The following is a 16,152-nucleotide window of genomic DNA, read 5'->3' as shown; positions in this document are numbered from 1 at the left end:
GCCCCAAGCAAGCTCGCGCCCCCGCGGGGGGCAGCGAACTACACGCAGTGAGTGAGCGTGGGGGCAACATGCGCGATTCCAGTTTGATGCAGCTGATGTGGCTGGCTTCGCCGGCGCTGCCGATCGGCGGCTTTTCCTACTCGGAGGGCCTGGAAGCGGCGGTCGATACGGCGCGCGTCAGCACGGAAGCGGAAGCTGCCCAGTGGCTGCTGGACCAACTGCACCTGCAACTGGCCCGCGCCGACCTGGCGGTGATTGCGCAAGCGGTACCGGCCTGGCAGCGCGCTGACCATGAGCGCATTGGCCAGCTCAATGCCTGGGTGTTGCAGACCCGCGAGAGCAGCGAGCTGCGCGCGCAGACCGAGCAGATGGGCCGCTCGCTACTGGAATGGCTGCGCAACCACACCACGGCGCGGGCCGAACAAATCGAAAGGCTGGCCGAGCTGGGCCCGACCTACCCACTGGCCTTCGCGCTGGCCGCCAGCAGCACGCAAGCCAATGTGCGCGATTGCCTGCTGAGCTACGCCTTCGGCTGGGCCGAGAACATGGTGCAGGCGGCCATCAAGTCGGTGCCGCTGGGCCAGAGCGCCGGGCAACGCATCTTGTCGGCGCTCACGGCCCAGATACCGGCCGCCATTGACCTCGCCTTGGCGCTGCCGGATGGCGAGCGGCAAGCCTTTTCCCCCATGCTGGCGATCCTCAGTGCCCAGCATGAAATTCAATACTCCAGACTGTTCCGATCATGACCCTGCACCACATCAAGAATCGCAGCAAGAAGCTACCTCCCCTGCGCGTCGGCATCGGCGGCCCGGTCGGCTCCGGCAAAACCACCTTGCTGGAAATGCTGTGCAAGGCCATGCGCGACAAGTACGACCTGGTGGCCATCACCAACGACATCTACACCAAGGAAGACCAACGCCTGCTGACCGTCAGCGGCGCGCTGCCGGCCGAGCGCATCATGGGCGTCGAGACCGGCGGTTGCCCGCACACCGCGATCCGCGAGGACGCTTCCATCAACCTGGAGGCGATCGACCGCATGCTGGTCGATTTTCCGGACGCCGACATCGTCTTCATAGAGAGCGGCGGCGACAACCTGGCCGCCACCTTCAGCCCCGAGCTGTCGGACCTGACGATTTACGTGATCGACGTCGCGGCCGGCGAGAAGATCCCGCGCAAAGGCGGCCCCGGCATCACCAAGAGCGATCTGCTGGTCATCAACAAGACCGATCTGGCGCCTTACGTGGGAGCCGATCTGGCCGTGATGGAAGCCGACACGCGCCGCATGAGAACCGGCGCCAAAGGCCTCAAGCCTTTTGTCATGACCAATCTGAAAACACGGGCCGGGCTGGCCGACGTGGTGTCCTTCATCGAGACCAAGGGCATGCTGCTGGCCGGCGACTCGAAGCTCGTCTCAGGGTAGTGTCGGCCCACGCTCGCGCAGCTCGCGTTTGAGCACTTTGCCAATGGCGTTGCGCGGCAGCGCATCCAGCAACTCAAGCCTGGCCAGCCGCTGCGTCTTGCCGACCCGCGCATTAACCCATTGCAGCAGTGACTGGGCCTCGATCCCGCTGCCGGGCCGGAGCACCACAAAAGCGACCGGCGTTTCACCCCACTGCGCCGAGGGCACGCCAACCACCGCCGCCTCCCCCACCTCGGGGTGCGCGCGCAGCACCGCCTCCAGATCGCTGGGGTAGATGTTGAAGCCGCCGGAGATGATCATGTCTTTCTTGCGGTCCAGCAGCACCAGAAAACCGTCGTCATCGAAGCGTCCGATGTCACCGCTGCGGATAAAGCGTTTGCCGCTGCCATCGAACCACTCCACTTCACGTGTTTTGGCGGGCTGGCGGTGGTAGCCGATCATCATGCCGGGCGAATGGCCTACCACCTCACCGGCCATGCCGGCCGGCAGTTCGACACCCGCGTCGTCAATCAAGCGGATGTCGTGACCCTCGGCCGGCCGGCCCACCGTATGCAGCTTCTCGGGGTAGCGCTGCGCTTCCAGAATGCAGGTCCCGCCGCCTTCGGTCATGCCATAAAACTCCACCAGGGCGCCGGGCCAACGCTGGAGCACGTCCGCCTTCAGGCTGGCGGCAAAAGGGGCGCTGGTGGAAAACTTGACCTGAAAGCTGGACAGGTCAAAGTCGGCAAAATCGGTGCGCGCCAGCAGGCGCTGGTATTGCACCGGTACCAGCATGGTGTGGGTGACACGCTGCCGCTGCGCCAGTTGCAGGTATTCCAGCGCCTGGAACTTGGGGCTCAGCAGCACCGTGCCGCCATAGCCCAGGGTCGGGAACAACACCACCAGGGTGGTGTTGGAGTACAGCGGCGTAGCCAGCAGGGTGACGGTCTGCGGCCCGTAGTGGTAGGCCTGGCCGCGCCGCACGTGCGACCAGCGCATGCCGTGCGACTGCACGATACCTTTGGGCTCGCCGGTGGTACCGGACGAATAGATGATGTTGAAGGGTGAGTGCGGCGTTACCGGCACGCGCACCGCGGGCGTGCCCATGGGGGCCAGCCAGTCATGCAGGGCGCGCCCCACGGCGGCGCCATCCAGCGCGACGCGCGGGATGGCAGCGTTGTCGGGCGAGGCCAGCGCGCTGGCGTTGTCGGCGTCGGTGAACACGATGCTGGCCTGCGCGTCGGCCAGCATGCCGGCCAGGCTGGCGGGCGTGGCACCGGGCGCCAGTGGCGCCACCACCACGCCGGCGCGCAGCGCGCCCAGAAAGACGGCGGCATATTCGATCGACATGCCGGCGCAAATGGCAATCGCGTCGCCCGCCTTGAGGCCGTCGCGCTGCAAGGCGGCGGCGATGCGGTCCAGCAGCAGGTCCAGCGAAGCATAGTCAAGCCGCTGCCGGCCTTCGATCAAGGCGCTGCGCCGCGGTGCTTCGACCGCGTGCTGGCGGATCAGGTCGCTGATCAGCCCGAAGTCCTGTTGCAGCAGGACGGCGGCCTGCATCATGGAGCCCCCGCGTGCACGCAATTCAGAACAAGGTGCCCAAAGAAGCGGGCGAGAAGTCCAGCAACTCGGCGTTGCGGCCATCGCGCACCTTGAGCACCCACTGCGGGTCGTTGATCAAGGCGCGGCCCACCGCCACCAGATCGAAGTCGCCGCGATCGAGCCGGCGCAGCAGCTCATCGAGCGAGGCCGGCTTGGACGATTCGCCGCCGAAGGCGGCGATGAACTCACCCGACAGTCCCACCGAACCGACCGTGATGGTCGGTTTGCCGATCAACTTCTTGGCCCAGCCGGCAAAGTTCAGATCCGAGCCCTCGAATTCGGGCTCCCAGAAACGCCTTTGCGAGCAATGGAAGATGTCGGCCCCGGCATCGGCCAGCGGGCGCAGCCAGGCTTCCATCTCCTGCGGCGTTTTGGCCATCCGCACCGCGTAATCCTGCTGCTTCCACTGCGACAAGCGGATGATCACCGGGTAGTCGGGACCGACCGCGGCACGCACCGCGCGCAGGATCTCGGCCGCGAACTGGCCGCGTTGCGCCAGCGTGGCGCCGCCGTAGCGGTCGCTGCGCTGATTGGTGCCGTCCCAGAAGAACTGGTCGATCAGGTAGCCGTGGGCGCCGTGCAATTCGATGGCATCGAAACCCAGCGCCTTGGCGTCCGCGGCGGCGCGCGCAAAAGCGGCGATGGTGTCGGCAATGGCCGCATCGGTCATCGCCTCGCCATACAGTTTGCCGGGTGAAGACAAGCCCGAGGGACCGTCCACCGGTCCCGGCGGGACCCAATCGGTACGGCGGTTGCGAACCGCCCCGACGTGCCACAGCTGCGGCGCCATGACGCCGCCGCCGGCATGCACGCTGTCGATCACCTGCTGCCAAGCCGGCAAGGCGTCGCCCCAGAAGCGCGGCACATTGGGATCGTTGGCAGCGGCTGGGCGATTCACCACGGTCCCTTCGGAGATGATCAGTCCGACCGCCGCTTCGGCGCGGCGCCGGTAGTACTGTGCCACTTCGGCCGTGGGTACGCCATGGGGCGAGAACGAGCGTGTCATGGGCGCCATCACGACCCGGTTGGGCAGTTTCAGCGACTTGAATTGAAAGGGGGAATACAGGGAATCCAGCGACATCATTCGTCCTTTGCGTTGTACCAGGGTCAGCGTTTCGATTGTAGGGTTGCACCGCCAGGGCGCAGCCTCAACGCGATCACCTTGGCGACCCCTGGCAACCCGACAAACTACTGGCAGGTCGCGCCGGCCTGGATCGCCTGGACCGCCTGCAGGGCGGCGGCAAAGCGTCCGTCGCCCTGCCCGGCGATGCTGGCCACAGGCAGCGCCAGGGCGCCCAGCTCGCGGCTGATCATCTGCGTCACCGGCTGGCGCACCTGCTCGCCGTCGCGCTGCAGGCCGTCGGCGACCCAGGCGATATCGGGCGCCAGCAGCAGCGTCAAGGCATAGCCGGCATGCAGGGCGCGGGCGCGCGCATAGAGCGAGCGATCGCCGAAGATGTAGTCGCTGTAGATGGCGGTCAGCAGCGGCGCGGTGTCGCAGAAGACGAACGGCGATGCCATCTGCCCGGCTTGCGCCTGCGCCGCCAGTTGGGCCTGGTGCTGCATCTCAAGCACGTCCTGCTGCTCTTCACGGGTCGGCGTTCTGGCGTGCTGCTGGCAGAAGTGGCGCAGATACTCCGGCACCCAGGGGCAAGCAAAATGCGCCGCCAGGGACTGCGCCAGCGTGGTCTTGCCGGTGCTTTCGGCACCCATGATGCAGATCAGCCGCAGTGTCTTCATGGCGTCGGGCCGGTGGCACTGGCCATGCGTATTTTCCAGCCCAGCCAACCCCAGATCGCCAGCAGGAAGAAGATGACGTAAAGCAGCACCGTCAGTTGCAGTCCCTTGTAGGCGAACAAGGCCACGCTGGCGGCATTGACCAGCAGCCACAGGGGCCAGTTGTCGATGAACTTGCGCGCCAGCAGGACCGTGCCGACGACGCTGCCGGCTGTCACAAAGCCATCGGCCCAGGGCACCTCGGAGTCGGTGACGCTGCGCAGCAGGAGTGCGCACAGCAGCCACAGCAAAGCGTAGCCAAGCAGGCACCACTGGAGGCCACGCCGGTCCAGCCGTTCGATGCGCAAGGGCGCGCCGGAGCCAGCCCGGTGACCGTGCAGCCACTGCCACCAACCCCACAGCGCGGTGACGGCGAAGAACAGGTTGACACCCGCTTCGCCATAGAGCTTGCTGGCGTAAAACAGCCATGCATACAGCGCACTGGCGACGATGGTCAGGGGCCAGCCCCAATGGATCTCGAAAACATTGCACGCGATGTTGGCCAGTGCCAGCACAAACGCCACCAGCTCCAGCCAGCTGACGGCCGTGCCAAGCAGCGTGAAGGCGGTGGCCAACATTCGTTAGAGCTCGATGGTGGCGCTCAGGCGCAGGGTGCGCGGCGTCGATGGGAACAGATAGATGCCGCCCCAATCGGTGGTCGGCGCCTCGCGCCAGTAAGTGCGGTTGCTCAGGTTCTCCACATTCAAGCGCCACAGGGTGGAGCGCCCCGCGATGCGCTGCTGGTAGCTCAGCCCGGCATCGAGTTGCCAGGCTGCCGGCAGTTCGACGCTGCCATCGGCGGTGGCGGTTTTGGGGCTCTCGAAGCTGGCCGTGGCATTGAGCGCCAGACCGGGCACGGCGGCGACCTTGTAGTCGGCAAACAGGGAACTCTTGAAGCGCGGCACATTGGTGACGCGCTGGTCCAGCAAGGCCGGATCGACCGCCTGCGTGTAGCGGGCATCCAGCGCCATCAGGCTGGCCTGGATAGAGAGCGCTTCGCTGACGCGGCCGCTGGCCGAGAGTTCAAGCCCGCGATGGCGTGCCGTCTTGGCCCCCGCCACGCGCACCGGCAAGGCGCCCGCGCCGGTGGCCGGCAGATCGTCGGCATAGGGTTTGTCTATGCTGAACGCGGCGGCGCTCAGCAGCAGGCGTGAATTGGCTTGCCATTTCATGCCGATCTCGGTCTGCTCGCTCTTGAGCGCCGGCAGCGCCTGGCCGTAGTTGGAAAACTGCGCCGGGCGATTCGGCACCACTGCCAGTTCGACGCCCTGGCCCCAGGAGGCATAGAGCATGCTGGCGGCGCTGGGCGACCAGGCCAGTCCGGCCCACGGCGTGTTCACCGTCTGCTGGTACGACACCGCCTCGGTGCCGTCGCTGAGTTCGCTGCCGCGGCTCAGGCGCGAGCTGCGCACGCCGACGAACGATTGCAGGCTGGCGCTCAAGTTAGAGTTCAGCGTGGCATAGGCTTCGACGGCGCGCTCTCGGCGGTTGGTGTTGAGCACGGTGAGCGAGGGATCGGCCGGCAACGTAATAGGCGTATAGATGTTGCTGGTGCCCACATAGTTGTAGGCCTGCATGGGCGCCAGGTCGGCGTGGGCGCTGCGGCCGCTGAGGCCCAAGCGGGTTGCGTGGCTGACGCCCAGCGCGTCGAATTTGCCGTCCAGGTGGGCGTCCCAGCTCGACAAGGTACGTTGCTCGCCCTCGCTGCGGTAGTCGTAGACATCGACATCGCCATTGCCGCACAAGCCCGGATAGACCTTGTTTGCAGCGCAGCCGTCCGGGAAGGCGATCCGGTCGTTGATGCTGCTGCTCTGCCGATGGGCCGCGAAGCTGGCCTGCCAGTCGGCATTGAGGCGGTGCTTGACGGCGATCTGGGCGGTCGTGCTGCTGACCTGAAACGGCAGCGACCAGGATTGATTGTTCAGGTTCAGGCGCGGATTGATGAGCGCCGGCAGCGTGTCGGCTACACCATCGCCATTGCTGTCGAGCAGCCCCAAGCCCGGCACCGAGGGCTGGCTCTTGTACTGGTATTCCAGATCGGCCGAGACCGAGGTGTCCGCGCTCAAGGCCCAGCCCAGGGCCAGGCTGAGCAACTGGCGCGTGCCGTTGGCGTGATCGAAGTGGGAATGCAGTTGTTCATCCACCAGATTGAGGCGCAAGCCGAGGGCGCCCACGCTGCTGTTGGCGTCCAGATGAACCTTGCTGCCGCCGTTGCCGTCCAGACCCACGGTGACGGTGGTGAACGCTTCCTTCTGCGGCGTCTTGGTGACGTAATTGACCCTGCCGCCGGGCGCCGAGACGCCCGATTGCAGGCCCGCCACGCCCTTCAGAATTTCGATCCGCTCCTTGTTCTCCAGGGCAATGGGGACGTAGTTGGAGGCCGCCAGACCATTGCGGCTGAAGTTGCCGCCCTGGTCCAGCAAAAAGCCGCGAATCGAAAGGCTCTCGATATAGCCGGTGGTGTTGTAGCTGTCAGCCAGGGAGGCATCGAGCTTGAGCAGCTGGGACAGCGATTGCGCGGCCGTGTCGGCCAGCAGATCGGCGGTGAATACCGTCACGCTTTGCGGCGTCTTGGCCAGCGGCGCGCCGAAGCCGCCGACCTCCGCGCTGCTGGCGTCCAGCGTCGGCGCCGCCTTGGCCGTCACCGTGATCGGCTCGAGGCGCGGCGGCGTGGTCTGTGCGAGTACGGGGAAAGTGGTGGTTGCGGCAAGTGCGGCAAGCAGCGGGGTAAGTCTTAAATCGAATGCCATCGAAAATCCTTTATCGACGGCAGGGGGTTGCGGAATGAGTCGGGTTGACGGCCAGACTGAATTCAGCGACGCTTCCCTGCGCAAGTATTATCTTGATCAAGTTCCAGGGTGTCATCTCAGCCGGGCGTCTTGCGACACCCAGCACCCCTAGCGTTTACCGGCATGCCTGGGGCCTGCCGGAGCGCGCATTGTAGCTGCCGGCGCCGCCGCGGACTTTGTCGCTGGTCAAGAGGGCATGGCCCTTCTTCAGGCAGCCTTAAGACATGGCACCTATAGTGGGGCCTTCGAATCCAGCAGCCCGCGCCAAGCTGGCGCTGACACCTTCACGGGTATTCACTTTATTGTTTGCAGCATTTTTCTCAGGAGTCAGATCCATGAATGAAACCCCTCTGTCAACCTTCCGTTTTCCGGAAAACACCTGCATTCCGCAAGCCCAGCCGAAAGCCAAGGGCGCCGTCACCCTGAGCTCGCCGGGCCTGGATGTGATGACCGATCTGGCGCAGGTGAAAGCCGCCACCATCGAGCCGCAAACGCCGCTCGACAAGGCCGAGAAGGCGATGATCCAGCAAGGCGTTCGCTCGCTCTTTGTGGTGCGCGATTTCCCCTGCGTCGAGGGGCTGCTGACGGCCGCCGACTTGATCGGCGAAAAGCCGACCCGGCTGGTCAACGAGCGCTACATCCGGCGCCAGGATTTGTGCGCCAGCGATTTGATGACCGAGCTGTCGCAACTGGACTCCCTGGACTACGACGAACTGAAATCGGCCAGCGTGGGCCGCGTCATCGCCACCTTCAAGAAAACCGGACGCACCCATCTGCTGGTGATTCAGGCCGCCACCGGACAAGGTCCGGCGCGCATTCGCGGCGTCATTTCACTGACCCAGATCGAGCGTCAACTGGGCCACGCCATTCTGTAGCTGATCCCCATCCGGCGGCCGCCCTATTTGGCCGTCAGTCCCAGCTTCAGCGCCACCGCCTTGCCGGCTGCGCCGTCCACGCTTTCGGGCGCGGCGGCAGCCAGACTGGCCGGGGCTACGCCGTCTTCTTGCAGAGCCGCCAGAATGGCGCTGGCGCGTTGCGCGCCCAGATCGGTCAGGGCAGCAGCTGGCAGCGTCTGTTGCTGCGCCAGCTGGTCCTGCAATTGGCGGTAGAAGGCACTGGCATCGGCGACTTGCGGCTCACCCTGAAGCAGCTTGCTGGCGCGCTGCCACAGCGGCAATTTCTCAGTCGCAAGGTCGGTCTGGCCGCCCGGCGCCGCCGGCGCGCTGGCCGCCGCCTGCTTCTGCCGGTCCAGCGCCGCGGTGCCAAAACGCTGGGCGTACGCGTCGCGCAAGGCCACGCGAACACTGCGCTCGCCCAGGGCCAGCGGCCCGACTTGCTCGCCGGCTTCCAGCTTGATGCCGGCCCGTTGGGCAACTTCCAGCCGCATGGCACGCGTCCTCAGCGCGGCACCGTCGGCCGCCTCGCTGTAGTGGCCCGGCACCGAAAGTTTCAGTTGGCTGCGCTTGGCCAGAATCTGCGCCATCTGCTTGAGTTTCTCGCGCTCGGGCGGCAACAGCGTGGCGCTGCCCGGATCGAAATCGATGGCCTCCAGTTTGTCGCTACTGAAGCCCAGCAGACTGCCCAGGGCGCGAAACGGCGCCGTCACGATCTTGCCCAGCACATTGCCGATCGCTTTCCAGACGACGGCCCCATAGCTGAACTGCGGATCGCTCAGGTCGCCGGAAACCGGCAGCCCCAGATCGATGCGCCCGTCGCTGTCCTTCAGGACCGCAATCGCCAGTTCCAGCGGTAGCTTGAGCGCATCGGGGCTGTCGACCCGCTCGCCCAGGGTCAGCCGGTCGATGACGATCTGGTTGGCGCCTTCGAGCTGGCTGTTGCGCACCTTGTATTGCAGATCGAGCGAGATCCGGCCTTCGGCGATCCGGTAGCCGGCGAACTTCATGCTGTAGGGCGAGGCCGGCACCATGTCGACGTTCTTGAACACCACGTTGAGGTCGGTGCTGTTGCGTGGCGCGAACGGGTTGAGTTCGCCGCGAATGCGCGCCAGACCGAACTCATCGACCCGGCCGTCAAGTTCGATCTGGCTGCGTGAATCGCGGTTCGACGACAGGCCGGTGACCACGCCGTTCAGCTCAACGATCTTGGCCGCGAACTGCGGCCGCAAGCTGAGGTCGGTGAAGTCGAGCTTGCCGTTCTGCAAGCGCAGACGCGGGATGCGTACCGGAAACGGTTCGGCCGACGCCGCCGCCGGGGCCGGCGCCTCGACGCCGGCCGCCGCGGGGGCAGCCGGCACCAGCAGACGCGCCGCATTGAACGTGCGGTCGTTCTCGATGATCAGCTTGGCGTTGGGCTCCAGCACGCGCAGTTCCGAGATCGCCAGCAGATTGGGTTGCAGGCTGAAAGTGAGCTGCTGGGCGCCCACATTGTTCCAGGAGGCGAACAGATCGCCGTCTTCCTCGTTGAGCACCAGGCCGGCCACATCCAGGCCGCCGACGTAGCGCAGGGCCGCGCTCTTGGCCGTCCCGCTGCCCGTCGTCAGGAGTCCTTGCGCGGAGACGCTGCCGCCGGCAATTTTCAGCTTCAGATAATGGTCCAGCAGGGGCTGCAAGGGGCGCAGCGCCAGTTGTTTGACCCGGACATCGGCCCGCACGGCGCCGCTGCCGGGCAGCAGGCTGCCCTGCGCCGACAACCGGCCGCCTTCACGCAGGCTCAGACCGGCCTTGAACTTGACCGGTCGCCGCAGATCGCTGCTGACGCCCTCAAGCTTGGCGCCAAAGTCTTGCAGCCGGACCTTGACGCCGCTGCCCTGGTCTTCCAGGTCGGCGCCAAATTGGCTCAATACCACGCTGCCGGCGACGGCGCTCCAGGGTGCAACAACAGGCTTCGCTGGCGCGCCGGCCGGTTTGGCGCCGGCGGCGCCGAACTTGGGCAACAGGCGCAACAGGTCCAGCTGCCCTTGCCGATCGCGCGTCAGCCGCAACTGCCCGCCGGTGGCAAAGATGCGCCCGAAACGGGCCTGCCGCGCGGCGGAGTCGACCACCCCATCGCTAAAGCCCAGCCGGGCCAGTTTGACCGGTGCTTGGGTGCCGCTGGTGAGCACCAGGTCCGCCAGTGAAAAGCCGGCGTCGCTGATCTTCCACTGGAAGTCGGCGGCGGCCTGCCGGGCCACCAGTTGCAGACGCAATTGCACTTTGTCCGCATTCACCCTGAGCGCCGGGCTGACGCTTTCATCGAGCGCGCTGACCGCCAGCTGATCGAAAACCAGTTGCTTGACGGCCAGCTTCCAGTTGTTGACCGGCACCGGCTGGACCGCCACCGCGGCCGGCGCCAGCGCCGCCTTCATGAGACCGGCCAGATCGAGTTCGCCCTTGGCATTGCGCCGGAGCGCCAGCCGGCCGCCCTGAGCCCGCACTTCGCCCAGCGTCGCCTCGCGGCGCGCCAGATCGGCGGCTATGCCGCTGAGCTCCAGCCGCGTCAAGGTGGCGAAGGAATCGCGGTTGCCCTCGTGCGCCAGCGCCAAGTCGCGCAGCGCCAGCTTGGCACCGGCCAGACGGGCCTCCAATTTGCCGTCGGCCAGGGAGAAGCGGTAAGGCAGGGTGGCGGCGAGTTTGCCGGCGGCCAGCGTGGCGCGGGTATACGACTTGAGATAGACCGCCAGCTCCGGCAGGGAGGCGTTTTCCAGCGTCAGCTGGCCGCTGCCGCCCAGCGGAGCCAGCGACAGTTCGCCGCTGGCGCGAAGGCTGGCGCCGCGCGCCGAGGTGGCACTGAAGGTGTAGCTGTTGTTCTGGCCCGCCAGGGTGCTGAAATTGTTCAGGGTGAAGTTGATCGGCAGCCAGCTTTCCGCGTAGCCGGCGCGGCGATCGCTGAGCGCCAGCTTGCCGCCTTCCAGCAGCAGTTGCCCGACGCTCAGGCGCGGCAGACGCTTGTCAGTGGCGGAGTCTGGGGGACCACGCTGCAGCGTGGCCAGCAGTTGAGCCAGATTGAAGCTGCCGTCCGGCGCGACGGTCAGGCTGGCGCTGGGCGCGATGATGCGGATTTCGGTAAAACACCAGGCCCGCCGCAGCAGCGACTGCCACTGCAGTTGCAGCGCCAGTTGCTCAAGCGCCAACAGCGGCGCGCCATCGGCCTCGGACAAGCGCAGGTCCCGTGCTTGCAGGCGCAGGGTATAGGGATTGAAACTGAGCTGGCCGATGCTGGCCTGGCGCGCCAGTTGGGTCTGCGCCAGCCCCGGCAACTGCTGCCTGACCAGCAGCGGCAGCAACACAAAACCGGCCAGCGTGTAGAGGCCCAACACGCCGACCAACCCTGTCACCCACCACTTCCAACGAATCTTCATCGCCTGTACCTGTGCCAATCCAAGATGCGCCAATCAGCGCCGCGCCTGCAAGTATGCCTCTTCGCCGTGGCAACACCGTCCGGAACCGCCGCCCAAACCCGAAATACCGCGTTTCATCGCAATTCCGTCTTGACCCCGGATCAGCGCGCGCTTATCTTCGCCGCATGAGCCTGCAAGCACACTCCAACGCCGCGGCCTGGCGCCGCCGGCTGCCGGGCCTGACCGCGGGACCGCGCCAACTGGCGCTGGTGATCTGCCTGGCCCTGCTGACGGCGCTGCTGCTGAAGCCCTGGACCCACAACTCCTACCTTGAGGTCGCCGGCGAGACACTTTTTGTCGGCGTCGTGCTGCTGTTCGCCTTCAACGCCGCCGGCAGCTGGCGCCAGCGCTGGTTGCCGGCCTGGGTGGCGCAGTTGCTGGCCATCGGGCTGGGTGCGGCGCTGGCGCCGCTGGCGGTTCAGCTGCTCTCGCTGGGCGGCGATTTTTCGGCCTTCCTGCATTCCCGTCCACGGCTGGCCGGCTATTGGATGGTCTTCACCAATGCCGCCATCATCGGCACCTTGTTCGCGCTGGGTGCGCTGTACCGCGAGCGCGACGCCCAGGCCAGGGCGCAGGCACTGCAATTTGCACTGGAGCGGGAGACCTTGCTGCGCCAGGCGGCGGACGCCCGGCTGCACCTGCTGACGGCGCAGATCGAGCCGCACTTTCTTCTCAACACCCTGGCCAACGTGCAGGAGTTGGTGGAAAGCGGCTCGCCGCGGGCGGTGCCGGTGTTTCGCAGCCTGATCGCCTACCTGCGCGCGGCCCTGCCGCAACTACAGCAGGAGACGGCGACGCTGGGCGACGAGGAGCGGCTGCTGCGCAGCTACCTGGAACTGATGCTGATGCGCATGCCCGACCGGCTGACGTTTCAGATCGACATGGCGCCCGAATTGCGGTGCCTGCGCTTTCCGCCCATGGCCTTGCTGACCCTGGTGGAGAACGCGATCCGACATGGCATCGATCCGGCCTGCGCTGGCGGCGCCATCGACATCGGCGCCCGCCGGCTGGCCGACAACACGGTCCAGGTCTGGGTCGCCGACACCGGCGTCGGGATGAGCGAAACGGCCGGCCTGGGCACCGGACTGAGCAACTTGCAGCATCGCTTGCAGGCCTTCTTCGGACCGGACGCCCGGCTTGACCTCAGCGAACAAAGTCCGCACGGCTTGCGCGCCGAACTGCGCTTCGTCGCGCCGCCGGCCTGACATGAGCGCAGTCACCGCCCTGATTGCCGACGACGAGCCGCTGCTGCGCGAGCGGCTGATCTCGCTGCTGGCGCGCCTGTGGCCCGAGCTGCGGGTGGTGGCGCAAGCCCGCAATGGTCCAGAGGCGGTTGAATTGTTCGACCAGTTTGAACCGCAAGTGGCCTTCCTGGACGTGCAAATGCCGGGTCTGAACGGAGTCGAAGTGGGGCGCTGCATCGGCCGCCGCGCGGCGCTGGTTTTCGTCACCGCTTTCGACAATTTTGCGGTCGAGGCCTTTCGGCAAGGGGCCATCGACTACGTCGTCAAACCGATAGAGGAAGAGCGTCTGCGCGATACCGTGCAGCGCCTGCGTGAACGGCTGGCGCGCCCGACGCCGCCGGCGGCGCCAGACCTTGACGCGCTGCTGGAGCGCGTGGCCGGGCAATTGCGCCAGCGGCTGGAGCCGCGGCCCAGTCTGAAATGGATCAAGGCCGCGGTCGGCGGCGTGGTGCGGCTGATCCCGGTGGAGCAGGTGATCTATCTGAAGTCCGACACCAAATACACCCTGGTGGTCTGGAGCGGCGGCGAAGCCCTGATTCGCAAGACGATTCGGGAGCTGGCCGAGCAACTCGATCCCCAGCAGTTCGCGCAGATTCACCGCGCTGCCATCGTCAACCTGAGCCAGGTGGGCCAGTTCTCGCACGGACCGGGGGACGCCGGCGAGATCCAGCTCAAGGGCCGCCAGGAGCGTTTGCCGGTGAGCCGCAGCTACGTTCATCTGTTTCGCCAGATGTAGGGTTGCCGGCGCTCCGGCCGGCGTCGGCAGTGCACAATGCGGCCAGGAGAAATCATGGCATCCAGCACCGAACTCGCATCCGACATCACACCCTGGCACAGCGTTACCAGCCAGCCCTGCAGCCTGGGCGAATCGCCGTTCTGGCAGCCGCAGGAGCAGATGCTGTACTGGGTCGATATTGCGGGCCGGCAAGTGCTGCGCGCCAACGTCTACATGGGCACGGTGGAGCACTGGGACTTGCCGTCGGAGCCCGGCTGCATTGCGCCGGCGGCGCGCGGCGGCTGGGTGCTGGCGCTGCGCCACGGCGTCTTTCGGGCGCACCACTGGCAGGGGCCGCTGGAGCGCATCGCCACGCTGGACTACGACCCGTCGCAGATGCGCGCCAACGACGGCAAATGCGACGCCCTGGGGCGCTTCTGGATCGGCACCATCGACGAGACCCGGGTCAAGCGCAACGCCGCCCTGTACTGTCTGGACTGCCGCGCCGGCGGCACTCCCGTGCTGGAGCGCATGACCGATCCGGCCGTCTTGCCCGCCAGCACCGGCAACGGTCTGGCCTGGAGTCCGGACGGGCGCACCCTGTACTGGGCCGACACCTCCAGCCACCGGGTGCACGCCTGGGACTTCGAGCCGCGCAGCAAGGCCATGACGGCGCACCGAATCTTTCACCAGTTCGCGCCCAAGCCGGCCGACTGGCAGTTCGACCGGCGCGAGTTGCCCGGCGCCGGCGGCTACGGTGGACGCCCCGATGGCGCGGCGGTGGACCGGCAGGGCAACTACTTTGTGGCCATGTACGAGGGCCGCCGGGTCTGCAAATTGGCGCCCGACGGCAGCTTGCTGGAGCAATGGGCGACACCGGCGCAATGCCCCACCATGCCCTGCTTTGGCGGCGAGGACTTGCAGACCCTGTACCTCAGCACGGCGCGGCAAAAGCGCAGCGCCGATGAGCTGGCGGCGCTGCCCCTGTCGGGCTGTGTTTTTTCAATGCGCGTGACGGTACCGGGCTTGCCGGTAAACTTCTTTGTTGACTGACAAGACCCGCCCGCCATGAACCCAGCACTGAGCCAGATTACCGACCGATTGCGCGCCGCGCTGGCCGACCGCACGCCGCTGCGCATTCGGGGTGGCGGCTCGAAAGACTTTTACGGCCAGTCGCTACAAGGCGAAGTGCTGGACGTCAGCGCCTTGAGCGGCATCGTCAGCTACGAGCCGACCGAACTGGTGGTCACGGTGCGCGCCGGCACGCCGCTGCTGGAACTGCAAGCCGCGCTGGCCGAGAAAGGCCAGCAACTGGCGTTCGAGCCGCCCGCCTTCGGCGCCGGCGCCACCTGCGGCGGCATGGTGGCGGCCGGCCTGAGCGGCCCGGCCCGCGCCAGCGCCGGTGCCGTGCGCGACTTCGTGCTGGGCGTGACCCTGCTCAACGGGCGCGCCGAGTTGCTGACGTTTGGCGGCCAGGTGATCAAGAACGTGGCCGGCTACGACGTCTCGCGCCTGATGGTGGGGGCACTGGGAACGCTAGGCCTGCTGACCGAGATTTCGCTCAAGGTCTTGCCCCGTGCGCCGGCCGAGGCGACCCTGCTGTGCCGCGGTCTGAAGCAGCAGCAGGCGCTCGATCTGCTGAATCGCTGGGGCGGCCAGCCGCTGCCTTTGAACGCCAGTTGCTGGCTGTTCGACGACACCGCCAGCCCGCCCTGCGACTGCCTGTTTGTGCGCTTGCGGGGTGCCGTCGCCGCGGTGCAGGCGGCCGGCCCGCGCATGCTGGCCGATATGCAGGCACTGGGGGGTGAGGTTACTCAAATCGACAACGCGCAGGCTGCTCCCGACTGGCAGGCCTGCGGCGATCAGACCCTGCCCTTCTTCAAGGCGCCGGCGCCCGAGCTGGGCCTGTGGCGGCTCTCCTTGCCGCAGACCGCGCCGGCGCTGCCCCTGCCCTACCCGCAACTGATCGAATGGCACGGCGCCCAGCGCTGGCTGTGGGCGCCGGTGGAGGCCTGCTCGCCGCTGCGCCAGGCGGCCGCCGAGGTGGGCGGGACGGCCACCCTGTTCCGCTCGCCGCAAACCGCGCCGGCCCAGTCCGTGGCCCGGTTCAGCCCCCTGGCGCCGGCGCTGAGCCAGATTCACCAGCGGCTGAAGAACGAGTTCGATCCGGCCGGCATCCTCAACCGCGGGCGTATGTACCCCGATTTTTAAAGGAAGTTTGTCATCCCGGCCCTGAGCCGGGATCCACCACGACCTGTGAACCACCTGGATTCCGGCTCAAGGCCGGAATG

Annotated in this window: 13 protein-coding genes and 1 riboswitch; of the genes, 7 read left to right on the top strand and 6 right to left on the bottom strand. The window is 66.7% G+C overall.

Going from position 1 to position 16,152, the window contains the following annotated elements; genetic code table 11:
- Positions 1–68: 68 nt before the first annotated feature.
- Positions 69–746 carry an urease accessory UreF family protein gene (locus tag PHS32_RS03110; protein ID WP_301077333.1) on the top strand — a complete coding sequence of 226 codons (678 nt, stop codon included), beginning with the start codon at positions 69–71 and terminating at the stop codon, positions 744–746.
- On the top strand, positions 743–1,420 hold the full coding sequence (gene ureG / locus PHS32_RS03105; RefSeq protein WP_301077332.1) for an urease accessory protein UreG: 678 nt from the start codon (positions 743–745) through the stop codon (positions 1,418–1,420). The genes PHS32_RS03110 and ureG overlap by 4 nt, the downstream gene beginning before the upstream one ends.
- Here the strand turns inward: ureG and PHS32_RS03100 are convergent.
- The 5 genes from PHS32_RS03100 to PHS32_RS03080 all read right to left on the bottom strand — a co-directional run bounded on the left by PHS32_RS03100 (position 1,412) and on the right by PHS32_RS03080 (position 7,527).
- Positions 1,412–2,959 (bottom strand): class I adenylate-forming enzyme family protein, encoded by a 1,548-nt coding sequence (locus PHS32_RS03100; protein WP_301077425.1) that lies wholly within the window; start codon positions 2,957–2,959, stop codon positions 1,412–1,414. The genes ureG and PHS32_RS03100 overlap by 9 nt on opposite strands.
- 25 nt (positions 2,960–2,984) lie before the next feature.
- Positions 2,985–4,082 carry an NADH:flavin oxidoreductase gene (locus PHS32_RS03095; protein WP_301077331.1) on the bottom strand — a complete coding sequence of 366 codons (1,098 nt, stop codon included), beginning with the start codon at positions 4,080–4,082 and terminating at the stop codon, positions 2,985–2,987.
- A 107-nt stretch (positions 4,083–4,189) separates the two neighbouring features.
- Positions 4,190–4,741 (bottom strand): ATP-binding protein, encoded by a 552-nt coding sequence (locus tag PHS32_RS03090; RefSeq protein ID WP_301077330.1) that lies wholly within the window; start codon positions 4,739–4,741, stop codon positions 4,190–4,192.
- Positions 4,738–5,355 (bottom strand): nicotinamide riboside transporter PnuC, encoded by a 618-nt coding sequence (gene pnuC / locus PHS32_RS03085; RefSeq protein ID WP_301077329.1) that lies wholly within the window; start codon positions 5,353–5,355, stop codon positions 4,738–4,740. The genes PHS32_RS03090 and pnuC overlap by 4 nt, the downstream gene beginning before the upstream one ends.
- Before the next feature lie 3 nt (positions 5,356–5,358).
- A complete protein-coding gene (locus PHS32_RS03080) occupies positions 5,359–7,527 on the bottom strand; it encodes a TonB-dependent siderophore receptor (protein ID WP_301077328.1) in 2,169 nt (722 codons plus the stop codon).
- A gap of 56 nt (positions 7,528–7,583) precedes the next feature.
- A riboswitch (TPP riboswitch) is annotated at positions 7,584–7,686 on the bottom strand.
- Between the two features lie 215 nt (positions 7,687–7,901).
- On the opposite strand from PHS32_RS03080, the gene PHS32_RS03075 reads away from it, so the two are divergent.
- On the top strand, positions 7,902–8,441 hold the full coding sequence (locus PHS32_RS03075; protein ID WP_301077327.1) for a CBS domain-containing protein: 540 nt from the start codon (positions 7,902–7,904) through the stop codon (positions 8,439–8,441).
- Positions 8,442–8,464: 23 nt separating this feature from the next.
- Here the strand turns inward: PHS32_RS03075 and PHS32_RS03070 are convergent, their stop codons facing one another.
- Complete coding sequence (locus PHS32_RS03070; protein WP_301077326.1) at positions 8,465–11,863, bottom strand: DUF748 domain-containing protein; 3,399 nt, start codon at positions 11,861–11,863, stop codon at positions 8,465–8,467.
- Between the two features lie 164 nt (positions 11,864–12,027).
- On the opposite strand from PHS32_RS03070, the gene PHS32_RS03065 reads away from it, so the two are divergent.
- From PHS32_RS03065 to glcE, 4 genes are read left to right on the top strand one after another with little or no spacing between them, the layout of a single operon-like run.
- Positions 12,028–13,107 (top strand): histidine kinase, encoded by a 1,080-nt coding sequence (locus PHS32_RS03065; protein ID WP_301077325.1) that lies wholly within the window; start codon positions 12,028–12,030, stop codon positions 13,105–13,107.
- 1 nt (position 13,108) lies between these two features.
- The gene (locus PHS32_RS03060) at positions 13,109–13,882 is read left to right on the top strand and encodes a LytTR family DNA-binding domain-containing protein (RefSeq protein ID WP_301077324.1); all 774 of its coding nucleotides are present in this window, start codon (positions 13,109–13,111) and stop codon (positions 13,880–13,882) included.
- A gap of 54 nt (positions 13,883–13,936) precedes the next feature.
- Positions 13,937–14,914 carry an SMP-30/gluconolactonase/LRE family protein gene (locus PHS32_RS03055; RefSeq protein ID WP_301077323.1) on the top strand — a complete coding sequence of 326 codons (978 nt, stop codon included), beginning with the start codon at positions 13,937–13,939 and terminating at the stop codon, positions 14,912–14,914.
- Positions 14,915–14,929: 15 nt separating this feature from the next.
- Positions 14,930–16,072: a glycolate oxidase subunit GlcE gene (glcE, locus tag PHS32_RS03050; protein WP_301077322.1), complete on the top strand. Its 1,143-nt coding sequence runs from the start codon at positions 14,930–14,932 to the stop codon at positions 16,070–16,072.
- Positions 16,073–16,152 lie beyond the last annotated feature (80 nt).

Source organism: Rhodoferax sp. (assembly GCF_028714215.1).
In the GTDB taxonomy this organism is placed as follows: Bacteria; Pseudomonadota; Gammaproteobacteria; order Burkholderiales; family Burkholderiaceae_C; genus Rhodoferax.
The sequence above is the reverse complement of the archived record's forward strand: the minus strand, read 5'-3'. Positions and strand labels throughout refer to the sequence as shown.

Excerpts from the sequence above, each read along its gene's own strand:
- PHS32_RS03095 (WP_301077331.1), bottom strand. The coding sequence starts at position 4,082 with ATGTCGCTGGATTCCCTGTATTCCCCCTTTCAATTCAAGTCGCTGAAA.
- PHS32_RS03110 (WP_301077333.1), top strand. The coding sequence starts at position 69 with ATGCGCGATTCCAGTTTGATGCAGCTGATGTGGCTGGCTTCGCCGGCG.
- pnuC (WP_301077329.1), bottom strand. The coding sequence starts at position 5,355 with ATGTTGGCCACCGCCTTCACGCTGCTTGGCACGGCCGTCAGCTGGCTG.
- PHS32_RS03075 (WP_301077327.1), top strand. The coding sequence starts at position 7,902 with ATGAATGAAACCCCTCTGTCAACCTTCCGTTTTCCGGAAAACACCTGC.
- PHS32_RS03100 (WP_301077425.1), bottom strand. The coding sequence starts at position 2,959 with ATGCAGGCCGCCGTCCTGCTGCAACAGGACTTCGGGCTGATCAGCGAC.
- PHS32_RS03055 (WP_301077323.1), top strand. The coding sequence starts at position 13,937 with ATGGCATCCAGCACCGAACTCGCATCCGACATCACACCCTGGCACAGC.
- ureG (WP_301077332.1), top strand. The coding sequence starts at position 743 with ATGACCCTGCACCACATCAAGAATCGCAGCAAGAAGCTACCTCCCCTG.
- PHS32_RS03060 (WP_301077324.1), top strand. The coding sequence starts at position 13,109 with ATGAGCGCAGTCACCGCCCTGATTGCCGACGACGAGCCGCTGCTGCGC.
- PHS32_RS03090 (WP_301077330.1), bottom strand. The coding sequence starts at position 4,741 with ATGAAGACACTGCGGCTGATCTGCATCATGGGTGCCGAAAGCACCGGC.
- glcE (WP_301077322.1), top strand. The coding sequence starts at position 14,930 with ATGAACCCAGCACTGAGCCAGATTACCGACCGATTGCGCGCCGCGCTG.
- PHS32_RS03080 (WP_301077328.1), bottom strand. The coding sequence starts at position 7,527 with ATGGCATTCGATTTAAGACTTACCCCGCTGCTTGCCGCACTTGCCGCA.
- PHS32_RS03065 (WP_301077325.1), top strand. The coding sequence starts at position 12,028 with ATGAGCCTGCAAGCACACTCCAACGCCGCGGCCTGGCGCCGCCGGCTG.
- PHS32_RS03070 (WP_301077326.1), bottom strand. The coding sequence starts at position 11,863 with ATGAAGATTCGTTGGAAGTGGTGGGTGACAGGGTTGGTCGGCGTGTTG.